Genomic DNA, 15892 nt, shown 5'->3' with positions numbered 1-15892 from the left:
CCGCCCGCTCTGTCAGCCGTCCGAGGAAGGAGCGCCGGCCGCGCCGTACCCCGCGTCGCCGCCCGTCGTCGCGTCCCGCGGCAGCTCGGGCGCCCGGTACCCGGTCATCGCACCGGCCCCCGGGTCCGGCCGCACCGCTCCGAGCAGCGGATTCGCGGCGATGGGGGAGACCTTCACCCGGGCCCCGGGCCGCGGCGCCTGCACCACCATCCCGTCGCCGAGATACATCGCCACGTGCGTCGCCTTCGGGAAGTACACGACCAGGTCCCCGGGCCGCAGCTGCGACAGCGGCACCTTCGGCAGCGTCGCCCACTGCTCCTGCGACGTGCGGGGAATCGGCCGCCCCGCGTGCGCCCACGCCTGCGAGGTGAGCCCCGAGCAGTCGTAGGACGCCGGGCCCTCCGCGCCCCACACGTACGGCTTCCCGATCTGCCGGACGGCGTAGGCGAGCGCGGTCTCCCCGGCCTTCGACGGCGACCGGCCCACCGAGCTGAGCGCCCCCGACGCCATGAACGTCCGCTGCGCGTCCGCCATCCCCGCGTCCTCCAGCCGGGCCAGCTCGGACAGCTGGTCGGCGGTCAGCGACGCCAGCAGTTCCTCGACCTCCTTCAGCCGGGCCTGCACCGCGTCCCGCTCCTTCTTCTGCCGGGCCGCGAGCTGCAACTGCTCGTCCAGCGCGGCCCGCGCCCTCGTCGCCACCGCGTCGGCCTTCTTCTCGCTGCCCACGAGCCGGTCGACGGTCGCCTCCCGCTCACGCGCGGCCCGCCGCAGCACATGCCCCTGATCCATGGCGTGCTGCGGATCGCGGGCCAGCAGCAGCCGCACGTACGGGGAGATCTCGCTGCTGCCCTGGTACTGCTGGCGGGCCAGCCGCCCCGCCGCCACCCGGCTGCTGTACAGCGCGCCCCGCGCCGTGGCCAGCTTGCCGGACAGGTCGTCGGCGGCCTTGCGGCGCTCCTTGAGCCGCTCGGCCGTCGCGTTGTACGTCTCGGTGGCCTCCTCGGCCTGCTGGTACAGGCCCTGAAGGTCCGTCAGGAGGTCCGCGACGGAGCGGCCTCCGTCGGGGCCGGGCACCGCGCCCGCGGCCGTGGGGGACAGCAGCGCCCCCGCGACGGCCGCCGTGCACACCCACCGCATCACACTACCTGACACCACGTCACCTCCGGTGCGGGCAGCCCCGGTGCCGGCCCGCACCGTGAACATCAACAGACAGCCACCTCGTCCGCCCGGAGGGCTGCGCGGTTCGGCCCAACCACACCATCCCTTGAGGGGGTGCGCGGCGAGCCGCCTTTACGCGTCGCCCGGCGACTTCTTCGACCAGGGCCACTTCACGGAGCGCTCCACCTTCCCGTCCGGCGCGAACGCGTACCGCCATTTCTGCACGAGCCGCACCGCCCGTCCGTCGGGCACGGGCTCGCGCACGTAGACGAGGACGGTGTCGGGCCCGCCGTCCGGGTCCGGCACCGGGACCCGGTACACCTTGGGCGGATTGCCGGTGGCGGTGACCAGGACCGGCAGGGTGCGCCCGTCCAGGGGGCCGCCGGCGAAGGGGATGTCTTGGCTCTTCACGCCTACCAGTAACGCACGTCCCGGCCGGTCACAGCAGATGGACCGCGTCGCTCACCACGGGCAGCACCCGCCGCGCCAGCCGGCCGACCGGCCCCTCCGGGGTCTCCAGGGCGAGGGCGTGCCGGACGACGTGGGCGGTCTCCTCGTCGCGGCACGCGGTCGCGGTGAGCGCCGCCATGAAGTGGTCGACGAGACCGTCGCGCAGTTCGTCCAGCGGCGGCTGCTTCTCCTCGTCGAGCCAGATGAGCGAGGCCGCCTCGACCGCCGTGATCCACATCCGGACCGTCATCCGCAGCCGGGCGCCGGGCACCGTGACCGCGAGATGGCTGAGGATGTGCTCGGCCGCGGCCCGCCGCACCCCGTCGACGATCGCCGTCGTCCGTGAGGTCTCCACGACGCTGCCGCCCTGGAGCAGCGCGGCGAACCCCATGTCGTGCTCGTCGACGAAGGCGAGATAGCGGTCGAGCGCCCGCGCGAGGCGAGCCGTGAGGGGGCCCTCGGCCGGTTCCGCGAAGCACTGTTCCAGCACGTCCGCCGCGGAGCGCAGCGCTGCCTCGTAGAGCTGCTGCTTGCCGCCCGGGAAGTAGCGGTAGACCAGCGGGCGGGACACGCCCGCGGCCTCCGCCACGTCGTCGAGGGAGACCTCCTCGGGCGCCCGGTGCGCGAACAACGACAGTGCCGCTTCGAGGAGTTGGGCCCGCCGCTCCTCGACGCTGAGCCGTCTGTAGGTGGGCGTGCCGGTTGCCGACGTCATGCTCCGCAGGGTAGCCGGACGGGGGTGCCGTCGGCCCTGTCCGTTCGGCTGCGGGCCGGTGGGAACTGCGCGACCAGCCACGACGGGACCCGCACTCGACAACCCACCGCGCTCAGGCCAACAACCCGGACGAGCGCCACATCCGGCGCCCGACCCCGCGCAGGACCCCGATGTCGTCCAGAAAGTCGGTGAGCCGCTTGGCGCCGGTCTGCATGATCTCCCGGCGATGCCCGGACGCCTTGACCTGGGCCATGGCCTCGGCCTTGTCGAGACCGACGTTCGCGTACACGTCGGGGTTGATGAAGGCGACCGAGAACACGCGCGCGAACTCGCCCGAGGTGAGCCGGGTGAACTCCTGCGACCACTTCGGCGCCGTCACCATCTGGCGCCGCAACTCCTCACGCGCGTACCGCACGTGCCGCGCCTCCTCGACGACGTGGATGCGGGTCACCCCGCGCACCAGCGTCTGCACCCGCTCGTCCGGGAACGTCAGCCGCTGCATCCAGTCGAGGATCTCCTCACCGAGCAGCGTCGCCGTGAACGAACCCGGCGTCGTCGAGATGGTCTTGAACAGCCGGCCGAGATTGTGGTGGACGCGGGCCACCGGGTAGTGCGGGGTCTCGCCGCGCGTGATCAGCCGCGCGAACATCTTCGAGTGCCGGCACTCGTCCTCGATCTCGGTGAGCGCGTACCGGACGTGGGCGCTCGTCGCCGCCTTGTCGTAGACGTGCCGCACGAGCAGCTGCATCAGGATCAGCTCGAACCAGATGCCGAGCGAGGCGAGCGCCGCCGCCTCGTGCCGGGAGAGGTCGATCCGCTGCTCCTCGCTCATCCGCTTCCACAGCGGGGTGCCGTACAGCGACACCAGCTCCGGCGGCCAGAACCACTTGCCGTCCTCGAACGGCGCGTCCCAGTCCAGCTCCTTGTCCGGGTCGAAGGAGTGCTTGGCGGAAGAGTCGAGCAGTCGCTCGGCGACCTGCTCCCGGTCCTTGAGCAGACCGAGCGCGTCCCGCAGCCCTTCGAGCGCGTCGGCTTCCGTCACGGTGGTCATCGCTGACTTCCCATCCCTGTAGACGATCTGCCCTCGACTCTTATGAGACTGCGCGTCAGTAAGGCCGTCAATCCCTCGCGCACGACTTGTTGACCGCGCGTCTACCACCGTGTGAGCCTGCCGGTATGTCGACCCATGAGCTGTACACCGAGGCCGTGGGCGAGCCCAACTGGCAGGTTCCATCGGCCAGTTCGGCCCGCCTCAGCTGGGAATACGACGACGGGCGCGACCGTCTGCTGGCCCTGTACCAGAAGGGCAAGGACAAGCAGTGGGACGGTGCCAAACGCATCGACTGGGAGCTGGAGGTCGACCCGTGCGACCCCCTCGGCACCCCTGACGAGTCGATGTCCCTCTACGGCACGCCGTACTGGGCCAAGATGACCGACAAGGACAAGGGGGAGCTGCGCAAGCACTACGCGTCCTGGCAGTTCAGCCAGTTCCTGCACGGGGAGCAGGGCGCGATGGTGTGCGCGGCGCGCATCGTCGAGTCGGTCCCCGACCTCGACGCCAAGTTCTACTCCGCGACCCAGACCATGGACGAGGCGCGGCACGCGGAGATCTACGGCCGCTTCCTCCACGAGAAGATGGGGATGCTCTACCCCATCAACGACAACCTCCAGGCCCTCCTCGGCGACACCCTGCGCGATTCCCGCTGGGACATGCCGTACCTGGGCATGCAGGTGCTCATCGAGGGGCTGGCCCTCGCCGCGTTCGGCCTGATCCGCGACACCACCGACAAGCCGCTGCCCAAGCAGATCCTCGCGTACGTGATGCAGGACGAGGCCCGGCACGTCGCCTTCGGGCGCATGGCGCTGCGCGACTACTACAGCCAGCTCACCGACGCCGAACTGCGCGAGCGCGAGGAGTTCGTCATCGAGGGCTGCTACCTGATGCGCGACCGGCTGCGCGGGGTGGAGGTCCTGGAGAACTTCGGCATCCCGAAGGCGCAGGCCGAGCAGTACAGCGAGGAGTCCGAATTCCTGGCCATGTTCCGGCAGTTGCTGTTCTCCCGGATCGTGCCGTGCGTCAAGGACATCGGCCTGTGGGGCAAGCGCCTCCAGCAGGCGTACGTGGACATGGGCGTCTTCGAGATGGGGAACTCCAACCTCGATCTGCTGATGGCGCAGGACGAGGAGATCGCGGAGCAGCTGGACGCGGAGCGGTTCGCCGCCGAGGAGCGGGAGCGGGTGGCGGAGGTGGACGCCACGATCCGCTCCGCGGAGGGCTGAGCGTCTTCGGCCGCCGGTGCGTCGTGGCTGGCCGCGCAGTTCCCCGCGCCCCTGGAAGCGAGCTTCGCTCTCCCAGGGGCGCGGGGAACAAAGGGGAACCCGGTGTCCTCCGGATGGAGTAGCGTTTCGGTCGTGTCCACGCCACCGCCGCCCCCGCCCCAGCAGCCCAACCCGTACGGCCAGCAGCCCGGCCCCTACGGCCAGCCGCAGCCCCAGCAGCCGCAGCCGCCCTACGGCCAGCCCCAGTTCGGCCGGCCCACCGACCAGCCGCCGGCCTACCCGGGCTTCCCGCAGCAGCAGTACCAGGGCGCCCCGCAGTGGGGCGCGCCCCCGCCGCCGCCGAAGCGCCGGGTCGGGATGATCATCGGGATCGTGGTCGGCGTCGTCGTCGTGGTCGCGCTCGGCCTGGGCACGCTCGCCTACATCGGGCTGAAGTCCGACAGCGGCTTCCCCGAGGCGAAGTACAGACTGACGCTGCCGCAGAAGGTGCTCGACGAGAAGTACGAGCTGGTCCAGGACCTGTCCTCCTCGAAGGGACAGGCGCTGGAGGACGAGGCCGACGGCGCCTGGGACGCGCGGGACACCAAGGCCGCCATCGGGCAGTACGCGCTCGGCGGCGACCAGAGCAACGGGGTGCTCGTCATCTCCGGCATGTACGGCCGGTTCAAGAACACCGACGACGCGCGCAAGAACATGATGAAGGGCGCCGCCGAGTCCGACAACGCCTCGGTCGCCGTCCCCCCGAAGGACTTCCACCCGTCCGGCACCGACGTCACCATCACCTGCGAGGTGCTGACCCAGAGCAGCGGCGCCACGAAGATCACCATGCCGATGTGTGCCTGGGTCGACGGCAACACCGGCGCCTCGATCGGCGAGATCACCGCGGACACCGCCACCAAGGACCCGCAGGACGTCGACCTGGACGCCGCCGCCGAGACGGCCGCGAAGATCCGCGAGGAGATCAGGCAGCCGGTGGGCTGAAAGAGCTCCGCAAGCCGAAGGCGTAGGCCGTGGGGCCGTCCTCGCGCAGCCGCGTGAGGCGGTCCTCGGCTTCCCCGATCGTGGGCCGGTGCCCGGCCGGCACCCACCACAGCGTGGTCACCGCCTCACTCAGCCGCTCGAAGAACTCCCGCCTGCGGGCCAGGAGTTCACGGTGCACGCCCTGGTACATGAAGGCCGTCAGCGCGTCCTTGTCGCGCCACACGGACATGTTGACCAGGAGCCAGTCGTCTCCGTAGAAGCGGAAGACGGTCGCGTCGTCCCTCTCGCCCGCTTCGTCCCTGAGCCGCCACACGAAGCCGTCCGACGCGTCGGCGACCGCGTTCACGGGCTCCAGATTGTCCGTGAAGTCCTTCATCCCCGGCGCGTCGAGCGGTGCCCTCAGACGGCCGATGTTCACCTGCGCGAGTTCGTACGTCGTCATGATCGGGAACTTAGGCGGTGCCCGGCCGGCCGTGGAGGGCCAATCCCGGCGCCCGTTCGGGGACCACTCAGCCGTCGGACGAGTCGAGCACGGCCTCCATCACCGACCGGGCGATGGGGGCGGCGCTGCCGCCGCCGCTGATGTCCGCCCGGTTCGCCGCCGCGTCCTCGACCACCACGGCGACCGCCACCTGCGGCGTGGAGGCGTCGGGCCCCTGCGCGTAGGAGATGAACCAGGCGTAGGGCACGCCCTCGTTGTTCACGCCGTTCTGCGCGGTGCCGGTCTTGCCGCCGACCGTCACGCCCGGGATCTGCGCGTTGGTGCCCGTGCCCTTGGTGACGACGTCGACCATCAGCTGCTGGAGCTGCGTCGCCGTGTAGGCCGACATGACCTGCCGGTAGCTCTTGTTGTCGGTGGTCGACACCGTCGTGCCGTTCTGCTTCGTCGTCTTCTCCACCAGGTGCGGCTGCATCAGCGTCCCGCCGTTGGCGACGGCCGCCGAGACCATCGCCATCTGCAGCGGGGTGGCCGCCGTGTCGAACTGGCCGATGGAGGAGAGCGCGAGCTGCGCCTTGTCCATGTCCGTGTCGAAGTTCGACTTGGCGGCGGTCATCGGGATCCGCATCCCGGTGTCGTTGAACCCGAAGTTCTCCGCCATCTTCACCATGCCGTGGAGCCCGACCTTCACCCCGAGGTTGGCGAACACGGTGTTGCAGGAGGCCGCCATCGCGTACTCCAGGGTGGCGTTCTCACAGGCGTCGGACGAGGACTCGTTCGTCAGCCGCGTCGTCGTGCCCGGCAGGGTGTACGGCGACGGGGTGTCGGTCGCCGTACCGGTCCCGTCGACGATGCCGTCCTCCAGCACCGCCGCGGCCGTGACCACCTTGAACGTCGAGCCCGGCGGATAGGTCTCCCGGATCGCCCGGTTCAGCATCGGCCGGCTGGAGGAGCTGTTCAGACGGTTCCAGTTGTCCTCGTCGGACTGCCCGGTCCCGGCGATGTTCCCGGGGTCGTACGACGGGGTGGAGACCAGCGCGAGGATCTTCCCGGTCGACGGGTCGATCGCGGCGACGGCGCCCTTCTTGCCGCCGAGCCCCTGGTAGGCCGCCTGCTGCGCGGCCGCGACGATGGTCGTCCCGACGTCGCCGCCCGGGTTCTGGAACCGGGAGATCTCGTTCCAGAAGGGCACCGTCGACAGCATCGCGTCGGTGCCGGAGAGCACGTCGTCCTCGGCGCTCTCCACGAACGTCGTGCCGTACGTCTGCGAGGCGTACCCGGTGACGGGTGCGTACAGCGGCCCGTTGGTGTAGGTCCGCTCGTACTGGTACGTCTCCCCGGTGTCCCGTGAGCCGGTGATGGGCTTGCCCTGCACCAGGATGTCGCCGCGCGGCTGGTCGTAGCGCTGGATGGTCTCGCGCCGGTTCGCCGGGTTGTCGTCCAGCGACGGGGACTCGAAGACCTGGATCCGGGCCGCGTTCAGCAGCAGCGCGACCAGCAGCACGAAGCAGAAGACGGAGGCGCGGCGGATGTACTTGGTCATGGGCGGGCCTCCGAAGCACCCTCGGGGAGCAGCGAGCCGCGCGCCGAGTCACTGATCCGTACGAGGATCGCGACGATGACCCAGTTGGTGACGAGGGACGAGCCGCCCTGCGCGAGGAACGGCATCGCCATGCCGGTCAGCGGGATCAGCCCCATCACGCCGCCCGCGATGACGAACACCTGGAGCGCGACGATCGAGGCGAGGCCGATCGCGAGCAGTCGGCCGAACGGGTCGCGCAGCGCGAGCCCCGCCCGGTAGCCCCGTTCCACGAACAGCGCGTACAGCAGGAAGATCGCGGTCAGCCCGGCCAGCCCCAGCTCCTCGCCCGCCGTCGCCAGGATGAAGTCCGACTTGGCGGCGAAGCCGATGAGGATGGAGTGGCCCATGCCGAGGCCGGTGCCGAGCATCCCGCCCCAGGCGAACGCGAACAGCGACTGGGCGAGCTGGCCGGCGCCCAGGCCCGCGTCGATGGAGGCGAAAGGGTTCAGCCAGTCCTGTACGCGGCTGTGCACATGCGGCTCGAAGGAGCCGACGAGGACCGCGCCGACGGCGGCGAGCACCAGCCCGATGGCGATCCAGCTGCCGCGGCCCGTGGCCACGTAGAGCATCACGATGAAGAGGCCGAAGAAGAGCAGCGACGTACCGAGGTCGGTCTCCAGGACCAGCACCCCGACGCTCAGCAGCCAGACCACGAGGATCGGGGCGAACACCCGCATGGTGGGGAACTGGAAGCGCCACACCTTCTTGCCGGTGTAGCGCAGGGCGTTGCGGTTGGCCGCGAGATAGCTGGCGAAGAAGATCGCGAGCAGGATCTTGGCGAACTCACCGGGCTGGATGGAGAAGCCGCCGATCTGGATCCAGATCCGGGCGCCGTTCACGGCGGGGAAGAAGATCGGCAGGATCATCAGGACCAGTGCCGCGACCACCGACAGGTACGCGTACCGCTGGAGGACGCGGTGGTGGCGCAGGAAGACCACGAAGACGGTGAACAGGCCGACGCCGAGCGTCGACCAGACCAGCTGGGTGGGGGCCGCGTCCGAGTCCGGGGTCTCCAGGTCGAGCCGGTAGATGAGGACGAGCCCGAGCCCGTTGAGGAGCACGGCGATCGGCAGCAGCAGCGGATCGGCGTACGGGGCGCGGAAGCGGACCGCGCAGTGGGCGAGGAGCGCGAGCACCCCGAGCCCGGCGCCGTAACCGGCGGCGCCGGGCGGAACGGTTCCGCTCCTCGCGAGCCCCACGTCGCAGTATCCGTAGACGCTGAGCAGCACGGCGAGCACGATCAGGACGAGTTCGGTGCCCCGGCGCCGGGGGACGCGCACGGCCGGAACCGCGGAGGTGGCCGTGGCGGCCACCGGTCCCGATGAACCCGTTGATCCGGTCATGACCGGAACCTAGCAAGTTCACCGGTGATATCTGGATATGTCAGCACCAACGGGGTGCCGCGCCGATGTTCGCGATGTACTTCGCCGAGCCCCAGGCCCAGGTGCCGTCGGTCAGCAGGTACCAGAGGTGGTTGCCGCCGATGTTGTCGCCGCCCGTCTTGCAGAAGATCGGGACGATCGCGTTGTACGGCTCGGTGCGCACGATGCGGCTGCCGCGGGTGGGCGCGTCGCGCAGGTTCAGACCGCTCTTGGACGTGACCCGGCCCTTGTAGACCGGGTGACCGCCGCTGCCGGACGTGGAGTCGGCGGCGAGGGCGGGGGACGCCGTGGCGGCCAGGGTCGCGACGGCGGCGACGGCTATGCCGAGACGGGTGGCTGCGGTCCGAGTGCTCATGGAGCCTCCTTGGGGAGGGTGGGCGGCGGGTACCCGGAAATGGGTGTGAAGCCGCACTTCACACTAAAAGCGTGACGGAACGGGCGCAAAGGGTCACAGCGCGTACTGCGCCGCCCGGGTTCCGCCCTGTCGCCGCCAAGGCTGCCTCTAAGGCTGCGCGGGCTCGTCGTACGGCAGCGTCAGCGTGGCCAGCGCCCCGCCGTCCACCGCGTTCGTGAACTCAAGGCGCGCGCCCAGCACTTCGGCCTGCCCGAACGCGATGGTCAGGCCGAGCCCGTGCCCGCGCGCCCCGCCCTCGGTGCGGAACCGCTGCGGGCCGTGCTCCACCAGGTAGTCCGGGTAGCCCTCGCCGTGGTCCCGCACGGTGATCACCGGCCCGTCGACGGTCAGCACCACCGGCGGACCGCCGTGCCGGTGGGCGTTGCCGACGAGATTGCCGAGCACCCGCTCCAGGCGCCGCCGGTCGGTCTCCACGCACACGTCCCGCACGACGACCACCTCGGTCGGCCCGGAGTCGGTCCCCGAGGCGCGCACGACCCGCTCGGCGACCGGCCCGAGCCAGGTGGCGTCCGGCTCCACCCGCTCGCTGCGCGCGTCGAGCCGGGAGATCTCCAGCAGGTCCTCGGTGAGCGTGCGCAGCGCGGCGACCCGGTCGCGGACCAGCTCGGTGGGGCGGCCCGGCGGCAACAGCTCGGCGGCCGCGTGCAGTCCGGTCAGCGGGGTGCGCAGCTCATGGGCGACGTCGGCGGTGAAGCGCTGCTCCGTGAGGATGCGGGCCTGGAGCGAGGAGGCCATCGAGTCGAGCGCGCCGGCCACCGCGGCGACCTCGTCCTGGTGGCGCTGCGGGTCCTTGGTGCGCGGGTCGTTGACGCGGGCGTCCAGCTCGCCCGCGCTGATCTTGCGGGCGACCCGGGCCGTGGTGTGCAGCCGCCGCGTCACCCGGGTCACCGCGAACGCGCCGACGAGCAGGGTCGCGCCGATGGCCAGCACCGAGGAGCCGAGGATCGCGTTGTCGAGGCCGTCGATGGTGCGGGCGCTCTGCTCGTAGTCGACCTGCACGGCGAGGGTCCGGCCCGCGCCGGCCGGGCCTCCGGGCTCGGTGCTGTCGCCGCCCGAGGCCGGCCCCGCCGCCCACATCACCGGCCGCGGCCCCGACCGGCCGAGCATCGTGCCGTGCTCGCCGCGCGCCGCGAGCTCGCGCAGCGACGCGGGCAGCTCCGTCGGGTCGACCGCGGCGTCGGGCCCCAGCCGGTCGCCCGCAGCGAGCGCCCCGGCTGCCTCATCGAGCCGCGTCAGCGCCCGGTCCCGGGCCTCGCCCACCGTCTGCCGGGTCACCGAGACGTGCACGAGGATCCCGAGCAGCGCGGTGAGCGCACAGCACATCACCGTGATGAACGCCGCCGCCTTCCAGGTGAGCGACGCGGTCCACGCGGGCAGCCACGGCCGGCGCGCGGGGAACGTCATGACGCGCTCGGGGAGGGGCTCGCCGAGGGCGTCGCCGACGGGGACGCGGAGGGAGACGCGGGCTGCGCCTCGGACGGGCCGGCCGACGGGGTCTGCGGCGGCCCGGTCCGCACGATCTCGTCGCGCGTCGGGAGCATGGCCTTCTGATGGGAGTCGTACGACCACGAGGTCCGGTACTCGTACCCCGACAGATCCGCGACGGCCCGCACGACCACGGTCTTCCCCGCCAGCTCGACGCTGATCACGGCGTCCTCGTCGTTCATGATCTGGGTCAGGGTGCCGCCCCGGTACGTGTAGACGCGCACCACGAGCTGCTGCTTCGGCGCCTTGACGCCGACGACCATCTCGTCGTCGCCCTCACCGGTCAGATCGGCGAAGTAGGCGGACAGCACCGGACAGCCGGACCCCCGCTTCCCCGGATCGCCGCAGTCGGCGAGACCCGCCGCGATCTCCTTGTACGTGTCCGGGTCCGCGGCCTGCTGGGCGCGGATCACGTCGACCGGGTCCACCCGGTGCAGATCGCCGCCCGGCACGGTGACCCCCTTGACCACCTCGGTCTCGCCCGAGCCGTAGTCGTCGACCGCGGCGGAGGCGGGCGTCAGGGACGGCCACAGCTCGCGCGGGCCGACCGCCGTCGGGGTGGGGCCCGCGCTCTCCAGGCCGCCCGTGTCGCCGCAGCCCGAGAGCAGCAGCGCGGCGGCGGGCACGACGAGAGCGAGCGCCGCCGCCGGGCGACGGCCGGCGCGCCAGGGCTTCACTGCGCTCCACGCTCCTGTCTCCGACGGCTCCCTCACCCCGTACACCATATGGTCAGGGAAGTTCTTTTTCGGCGAGAGGTCCTGTTTATTAGCCCGTCGGGCCGTGCGCACCAGGTGGGGTGGCGCGGGGTGGCACTTCATATGGTTCGACGCGTTGAGCAGGAAAAGTCCGCCATGGCGGCAATGTGCCGACGGCGCGCGGACCGCTCGCGGGCCCCTCCCGGAGCCCGCTCCACGGCGCCGGGAGCGGCCTGCGGACTTCTTGCCTGCGGCCGTTCTTGCTGCTCCCATGGTCGGAGGGGTGGTGATGGGGCATGAGCGGACTGCGCGTCATTCCGACCTGGCGGGACGGTCAGGAGCGGCTCTACGTCTATGGGGAGGACGGCACGAACATCGCCTGGTACGACCGGGAGGCGGGCCGGGTGAATCTGCTCAGCGAGTCGAGCAGGGAGGCCGTGCTCGCGGTGCTCGGCCCGTTCATCACCGGGCAGTTCACGGTCGGGCCGCCGCCGGTGCCCACGCCCGTGGAGCTGGCCCGGCTCAGTCTCCACCCGGACGACGACCTCGCGCCGAACCGGCCGGGGGAGGCGCTGCTGATCTCCCTCGACCGGGCGCCCGCACCTCCGCGCAGGCTGCGCCAGGACCCGCGCCGCAGGGCGCTCGCCGCGCAGCACCGGGTCGGCGAGGCGCTCGACGGGCTCGAGGCGGCCGGCTGGCGTGTCCTGCACTCGGTGCCGCTGCCCGGCGGCGCGTGCGTCCACCATCTGCTGATCGGCCCCGGCGGCCTGTTCGCCGTGCACGTCCTGCCCGCCCGCAGGCAGCGCATCCGGATCGCCGACCCCCTGGTCGCGGCGGGCCGCACCACCCCGGAGCCCCTCCTGCGCCGAGTCCGCGCGGACGCCTCCCGCGCCTCCTTCGCCCTGACGGCCGAGGTGCGGGCCGTGCTGGTGCTGGTGGACCCCGGCCCGGTCGACATCGCGGCGCCGCCGCGCGACGTCCGGGTCCTGACCGAGGCGGAGCTCCCGACCCTGGCCCACTCCGGCGCCCTCCTGAAACCAGCAGACGTCGAGGCCCTCCACGCCATGGCCCGAGACCGGGGAACGTGGCTCAGGGTCTGACCATGCGCTCCGCGCAGCCTCCCCTGGACGAGCGCAGCTCGCTTCAGGGGCGCGGGGAACGGCGCGAGAAGCCCCCACCGGCCCGCGGACGAGGAACGACCCAGGGGCGCGGGGAACGGCGCGAGAAGCGGCCACCGGCCCGCGGACGAGGAACGACCCAGGGGCGCGGGGAACGGCGCGAGAAGCGGCCACCGGCCCGCACCCGACCGGCAACCCAACAGGGGCGCGGGGAACTGCGCGCCCAGCCCCCACGCACCCGCACCCGACAACGCACCCCTCCACCCCTCCACCCCTCTCCCCACCCCCACCCCACATCACCGAAACCGAACAACCTCCGCCGAAAACACCCCGTGCCGAGTACTCCGCTGCCGAACCTCCACCACCAACTCCCCATCCCCCCGAACCAGTTGATACGGCACATCCCCCACCCCCACCCCCACGACAACCCCCACCTCCCCACTCCCCGCCACCCCCACCACCCGCCCCGCCTCCCCCCGAACCCCCGCCGCCAACGGCACACTCAACACCGGCTCCCCGTCCCCGGCCACCACGACCACCAACGCCCGCGGAGCCCCCGCCGCCCCCGTGAACCCGACCACCACCGCGTCCTTGGTGTCGCTGTGCCGGATCTTCAGCCAAGCCCGCCGCCCCCCGCGATACACCCCGTCGAGCCGCTTGGCGACCAGCCCCTCGACCCCGGTGGCGACCAACGCCTCGTACCAGACCAGCGCCGTCCCCCGATCCGTCGTAGCGGGCACGGCCTGCAACGGCGGCCCCAACGGTCCGAGCAGCCCGACCAGCCGCTCCCGCCGCTCGCGATAGGGGAGCCCGCGCAGGTCACGCCCCCCGTCCCCCAGCACATCGAACGCGGCATAGGACGCGGGAAGCTCACGGGCGAGCCCCCGCGCCCGCCCGGCACTCGCGGCGGCGGCCCGCCGCTGCACGGCGGCGAAGTCGGTACGCCCGTCGTGCCAGACCACCACCTCCCCGTCGAGCACGGTCCCGGCCGGCAGGGCCAGAGCGGCATCGACGAGATCCGGGAAGGCCCGCGTCACCGTCCGCCCGGACCGGGCCTGGAGCACCACCCCGTCCTCGTCCCGGAACACCACCATCCGATGCCCGTCGAACTTCGGCTCGAACGACCAGGCCGCCCCGGTACCGTCCACCGGCAGCTCATCGACCGGATCGGCCAGCGCCACCTCCACGGGCCGCTTCATCCCGGCACCCGCCCGGCCCGGGAGGGATTGATCAGCGGCCCGAGCAGATCCCCGTACCGGCGCAGCCGCGGCGCGATGTCGTCGGCGCGGAAGACCAGCTCGTCGGCGTGCGCACAGCCCGCGACCTCGTCCCAGGTCACCGGCGCCGACACGGTCGGCTCGGGCCGGGCCCGCAGCGTGTAGGGCGCGGCCGTCGTCTTCGCGGCGGAGTTCTGGCTGTGGTCGACGAACACCTTGCCGGGCCGCAGGCTGCGCGCCATGCGATGCACGACGAGATGCGCCAGCGCGCCCTCGGCCTCCTGCGCGAGCGCCTTCGCGTAGGCGCTGACCCGGGCGGACGGGGTCGGCACCAGCGGCACGAGAAGGTGCAGCCCCTTCGATCCGGAGGTCTTCGCGTAGGCGTGCAGCCCGTCCCCGGCGAGCCGCTCACGCAGCCACAACGCCACCTCGCAGCACTGCACGACATCGGCCGGCGCCCCCGGATCGAGGTCGAGGACGAGCCGGTCGGCGACGCCCGGCGCGTCCGCCTGCCACTGCGGGGTGTGGAACTCGGTGACCAGGTTCGCCGCCCACATCAGCGTCGGCAGGTCCTGGACGAGGATCTGCCGCGCACTCTCCCCGTCCGAGCGCGGCACCTCGGCCGTCTTCACCCAGGCGGGGGTGCCCGGCGGCACGTTCTTGGCGAAGAAGCGCTGGCCCCCGGGGCCGTCCGGGAAGCGCAGGAAGGAGACAGGCCGGTTGTACAGGTGGGGGAGCAGGGCTCCGGCCGTGGTCGCGTAGTAGTGCAGCAGCTCGCCCTTGGTGAACCCGGACTCCGGATACAGCACCTTGTCCAGATTGCTGAGCACGAGCCGCCGACCGTCCACTTCTGTGATGGGCGCCATGCACCCATACTGGAACAATCTTCTTATACGCACCTTTCTCGCTCATCTGGACAAACGGGAGGTACACCGTGCGCTCCATATGGAACGGCGCCATCTCGTTCGGCCTGGTCAGCATCCCCATCAAGCTGGTCAACGCCACCGAGAACCACGCGATCTCCTTCCGCCAGATCCACCTGGAGGACGGCGGGCGCATCCGCTACCGCAAGGTGTGCGAACTGGAGGACAAGGAGGTCACGGCCGCCGAGATCGGCAAGGGCTACGAGGACGCCGACGGCTCGATCATCCCGATCACCGAGGACGACCTGGCCTCCCTCCCCATCCCGACCGCGAAGACGATCGAGATCGTCGCCTTCGTCCCGGCCGACCGGATCGACCCGCTCCAGATGGACGCGGCCTACTACCTCTCCGCGAACGGCGTCCCCGCCGCCAAGCCGTACACCCTGCTGCGCGAGGCCCTGAAGCGCAGCCAGAAGGTCGCCATCGCCAAGTTCGCCCTGCGCGGCCGGGAGCGGCTCGGCATGCTGCGCGTCGTCGACGACGTCATCGCGATGCACGGCCTGCTGTGGCCGGACGAGATCCGCGCCCCCGAGGACGTCGCGCCGGACACCCAGGTCACGGTGCGCGACGCCGAACTCGACCTGGCCGACGCCCTGATGGACACCCTCGGCGAGGTCGATCTCGCCGACCTCCACGACGACTACCGGGAAGCGGTCGAGAACATGATCGCGGCGAAGGCCTCCGGCGACGAGCGGGAGGAGGCCCCCGCGGCGTCCGGCGAAGGCGGCGGCCGGGTGATCGACCTGATGGCCGCGCTGGAGAGCAGCGTGAGAGCCGCGAAGGAGGCACGCGGCTCCGGCGACGACGTGGCCGAGGTGACGCACCTCGCGGGCCGCACCCGCAAGAAGACGGCGGCGAAGAAGACGACGCCCGCCAAGAAGACCACCGCGGCGAAGAAGAAGACGGCGGCGAAGAAGACGACCGAGGCGAAGAAGACGGCCACGACGAAGAAGGCAGCCGCGGCGAAGAAGGCGACCCCGAGAAAGAAGGCCTCCGCCTGAATCCGTCCGAACCCAAGAAGTGGGGCGCCCGGAGTCACCTGCACACTCCGG

General features: G+C 71.7%; 16 protein-coding genes. 4 read left to right on the top strand and 12 right to left on the bottom strand.

Annotated elements, in window-relative coordinates:
- Positions 1–12: 12 nt before the first annotated feature.
- The 4 genes from ABZ930_RS01860 to ABZ930_RS01845 all read right to left on the bottom strand — a co-directional run bounded on the left by ABZ930_RS01860 (position 13) and on the right by ABZ930_RS01845 (position 3374).
- Positions 13–1152, bottom strand: a complete 1140-nt coding sequence (locus ABZ930_RS01860) for an NlpC/P60 family protein (RefSeq protein ID WP_361539828.1) — start codon at positions 1150–1152, stop codon at positions 13–15.
- Positions 1153–1290: 138 nt separating this feature from the next.
- Positions 1291–1569, bottom strand: a complete 279-nt coding sequence (locus tag ABZ930_RS01855) for a hypothetical protein (protein ID WP_361539825.1) — start codon at positions 1567–1569, stop codon at positions 1291–1293.
- Positions 1570–1597: 28 nt separating this feature from the next.
- Positions 1598–2323, bottom strand: coding sequence for a helix-turn-helix domain-containing protein (locus tag ABZ930_RS01850; RefSeq protein ID WP_361539822.1), 726 nt, complete (start codon positions 2321–2323; stop codon positions 1598–1600).
- Positions 2324–2435: 112 nt separating this feature from the next.
- Positions 2436–3374, bottom strand: a complete 939-nt coding sequence (locus ABZ930_RS01845; protein WP_361539820.1) for a diiron oxygenase — start codon at positions 3372–3374, stop codon at positions 2436–2438.
- A gap of 125 nt (positions 3375–3499) precedes the next feature.
- On the opposite strand from ABZ930_RS01845, the gene ABZ930_RS01840 reads away from it, so the two are divergent.
- Positions 3500–4603 (top strand): ferritin-like domain-containing protein, encoded by a 1104-nt coding sequence (locus ABZ930_RS01840; protein WP_361539818.1) that lies wholly within the window; start codon positions 3500–3502, stop codon positions 4601–4603.
- 132 nt (positions 4604–4735) lie between these two features.
- Positions 4736–5584, top strand: coding sequence for a hypothetical protein (locus tag ABZ930_RS01835; protein ID WP_361539815.1), 849 nt, complete (start codon positions 4736–4738; stop codon positions 5582–5584).
- Here the strand turns inward: ABZ930_RS01835 and ABZ930_RS01830 are convergent.
- The 6 genes from ABZ930_RS01830 to ABZ930_RS01805 all read right to left on the bottom strand — a co-directional run bounded on the left by ABZ930_RS01830 (position 5565) and on the right by ABZ930_RS01805 (position 11564).
- Positions 5565–6026: a DUF3291 domain-containing protein gene (locus tag ABZ930_RS01830; protein WP_361539813.1), complete on the bottom strand. Its 462-nt coding sequence runs from the start codon at positions 6024–6026 to the stop codon at positions 5565–5567. The genes ABZ930_RS01835 and ABZ930_RS01830 overlap by 20 nt on opposite strands.
- Positions 6027–6093: 67 nt before the next feature.
- Positions 6094–7566, bottom strand: a complete 1473-nt coding sequence (locus ABZ930_RS01825; RefSeq protein ID WP_361539810.1) for a penicillin-binding transpeptidase domain-containing protein — start codon at positions 7564–7566, stop codon at positions 6094–6096.
- Positions 7563–8948 (bottom strand): FtsW/RodA/SpoVE family cell cycle protein, encoded by a 1386-nt coding sequence (locus tag ABZ930_RS01820; protein WP_361539807.1) that lies wholly within the window; start codon positions 8946–8948, stop codon positions 7563–7565. Before ABZ930_RS01820 ends, ABZ930_RS01825 begins: the two co-directional genes overlap by 4 nt.
- Before the next feature lie 40 nt (positions 8949–8988).
- Positions 8989–9342: an SH3 domain-containing protein gene (locus tag ABZ930_RS01815; protein ID WP_361539805.1), complete on the bottom strand. Its 354-nt coding sequence runs from the start codon at positions 9340–9342 to the stop codon at positions 8989–8991.
- A gap of 147 nt (positions 9343–9489) precedes the next feature.
- Positions 9490–10806, bottom strand: a complete 1317-nt coding sequence (locus ABZ930_RS01810; protein WP_361539803.1) for a HAMP domain-containing sensor histidine kinase — start codon at positions 10804–10806, stop codon at positions 9490–9492.
- Entirely contained in the window at positions 10803–11564 is a 762-nt protein-coding gene (locus ABZ930_RS01805; protein WP_361539800.1) for a hypothetical protein, read from the bottom strand. The genes ABZ930_RS01810 and ABZ930_RS01805 overlap by 4 nt, the downstream gene beginning before the upstream one ends.
- A 314-nt stretch (positions 11565–11878) precedes the next feature.
- Between ABZ930_RS01805 and ABZ930_RS01800 the strand changes: the two genes are divergently transcribed.
- A complete protein-coding gene (locus tag ABZ930_RS01800) occupies positions 11879–12682 on the top strand; it encodes a nuclease-related domain-containing protein (protein WP_361539797.1) in 804 nt (267 codons plus the stop codon).
- A 314-nt stretch (positions 12683–12996) separates the two neighbouring features.
- Here the strand turns inward: ABZ930_RS01800 and ABZ930_RS01795 are convergent, their stop codons facing one another.
- Both ABZ930_RS01795 and ligD read right to left on the bottom strand, forming a co-directional pair.
- A complete protein-coding gene (locus ABZ930_RS01795; RefSeq protein ID WP_361539794.1) occupies positions 12997–13899 on the bottom strand; it encodes an ATP-dependent DNA ligase in 903 nt (300 codons plus the stop codon).
- Positions 13896–14783 (bottom strand): non-homologous end-joining DNA ligase, encoded by an 888-nt coding sequence (ligD, locus tag ABZ930_RS01790; protein WP_361539791.1) that lies wholly within the window; start codon positions 14781–14783, stop codon positions 13896–13898. Before ligD ends, ABZ930_RS01795 begins: the two co-directional genes overlap by 4 nt.
- A 68-nt stretch (positions 14784–14851) precedes the next feature.
- Between ligD and ABZ930_RS01785 the strand changes: the two genes are divergently transcribed.
- Positions 14852–15841 carry a Ku protein gene (locus ABZ930_RS01785; protein WP_361539788.1) on the top strand — a complete coding sequence of 330 codons (990 nt, stop codon included), beginning with the start codon at positions 14852–14854 and terminating at the stop codon, positions 15839–15841.
- Positions 15842–15892: the final 51 nt, after the last annotated feature.

Source organism: Streptomyces sp. NPDC046716 (assembly GCF_040645755.1).
GTDB lineage: Bacteria > Actinomycetota > Actinomycetes > Streptomycetales > Streptomycetaceae > Streptomyces.
This window is presented reverse-complemented; position numbering and strand designations above follow the sequence as displayed.

Excerpts from the sequence above, each read along its gene's own strand:
- ABZ930_RS01795 (WP_361539794.1), bottom strand. The coding sequence starts at position 13,899 with ATGAAGCGGCCCGTGGAGGTGGCGCTGGCCGATCCGGTCGATGAGCTG.
- ABZ930_RS01840 (WP_361539818.1), top strand. The coding sequence starts at position 3,500 with ATGTCGACCCATGAGCTGTACACCGAGGCCGTGGGCGAGCCCAACTGG.
- ABZ930_RS01800 (WP_361539797.1), top strand. The coding sequence starts at position 11,879 with ATGAGCGGACTGCGCGTCATTCCGACCTGGCGGGACGGTCAGGAGCGG.
- ABZ930_RS01815 (WP_361539805.1), bottom strand. The coding sequence starts at position 9,342 with ATGAGCACTCGGACCGCAGCCACCCGTCTCGGCATAGCCGTCGCCGCC.
- ABZ930_RS01820 (WP_361539807.1), bottom strand. The coding sequence starts at position 8,948 with ATGACCGGATCAACGGGTTCATCGGGACCGGTGGCCGCCACGGCCACC.
- ABZ930_RS01810 (WP_361539803.1), bottom strand. The coding sequence starts at position 10,806 with ATGACGTTCCCCGCGCGCCGGCCGTGGCTGCCCGCGTGGACCGCGTCG.
- ligD (WP_361539791.1), bottom strand. The coding sequence starts at position 14,783 with ATGGCGCCCATCACAGAAGTGGACGGTCGGCGGCTCGTGCTCAGCAAT.
- ABZ930_RS01825 (WP_361539810.1), bottom strand. The coding sequence starts at position 7,566 with ATGACCAAGTACATCCGCCGCGCCTCCGTCTTCTGCTTCGTGCTGCTG.
- ABZ930_RS01850 (WP_361539822.1), bottom strand. The coding sequence starts at position 2,323 with ATGACGTCGGCAACCGGCACGCCCACCTACAGACGGCTCAGCGTCGAG.
- ABZ930_RS01845 (WP_361539820.1), bottom strand. The coding sequence starts at position 3,374 with ATGACCACCGTGACGGAAGCCGACGCGCTCGAAGGGCTGCGGGACGCG.
- ABZ930_RS01830 (WP_361539813.1), bottom strand. The coding sequence starts at position 6,026 with ATGACGACGTACGAACTCGCGCAGGTGAACATCGGCCGTCTGAGGGCA.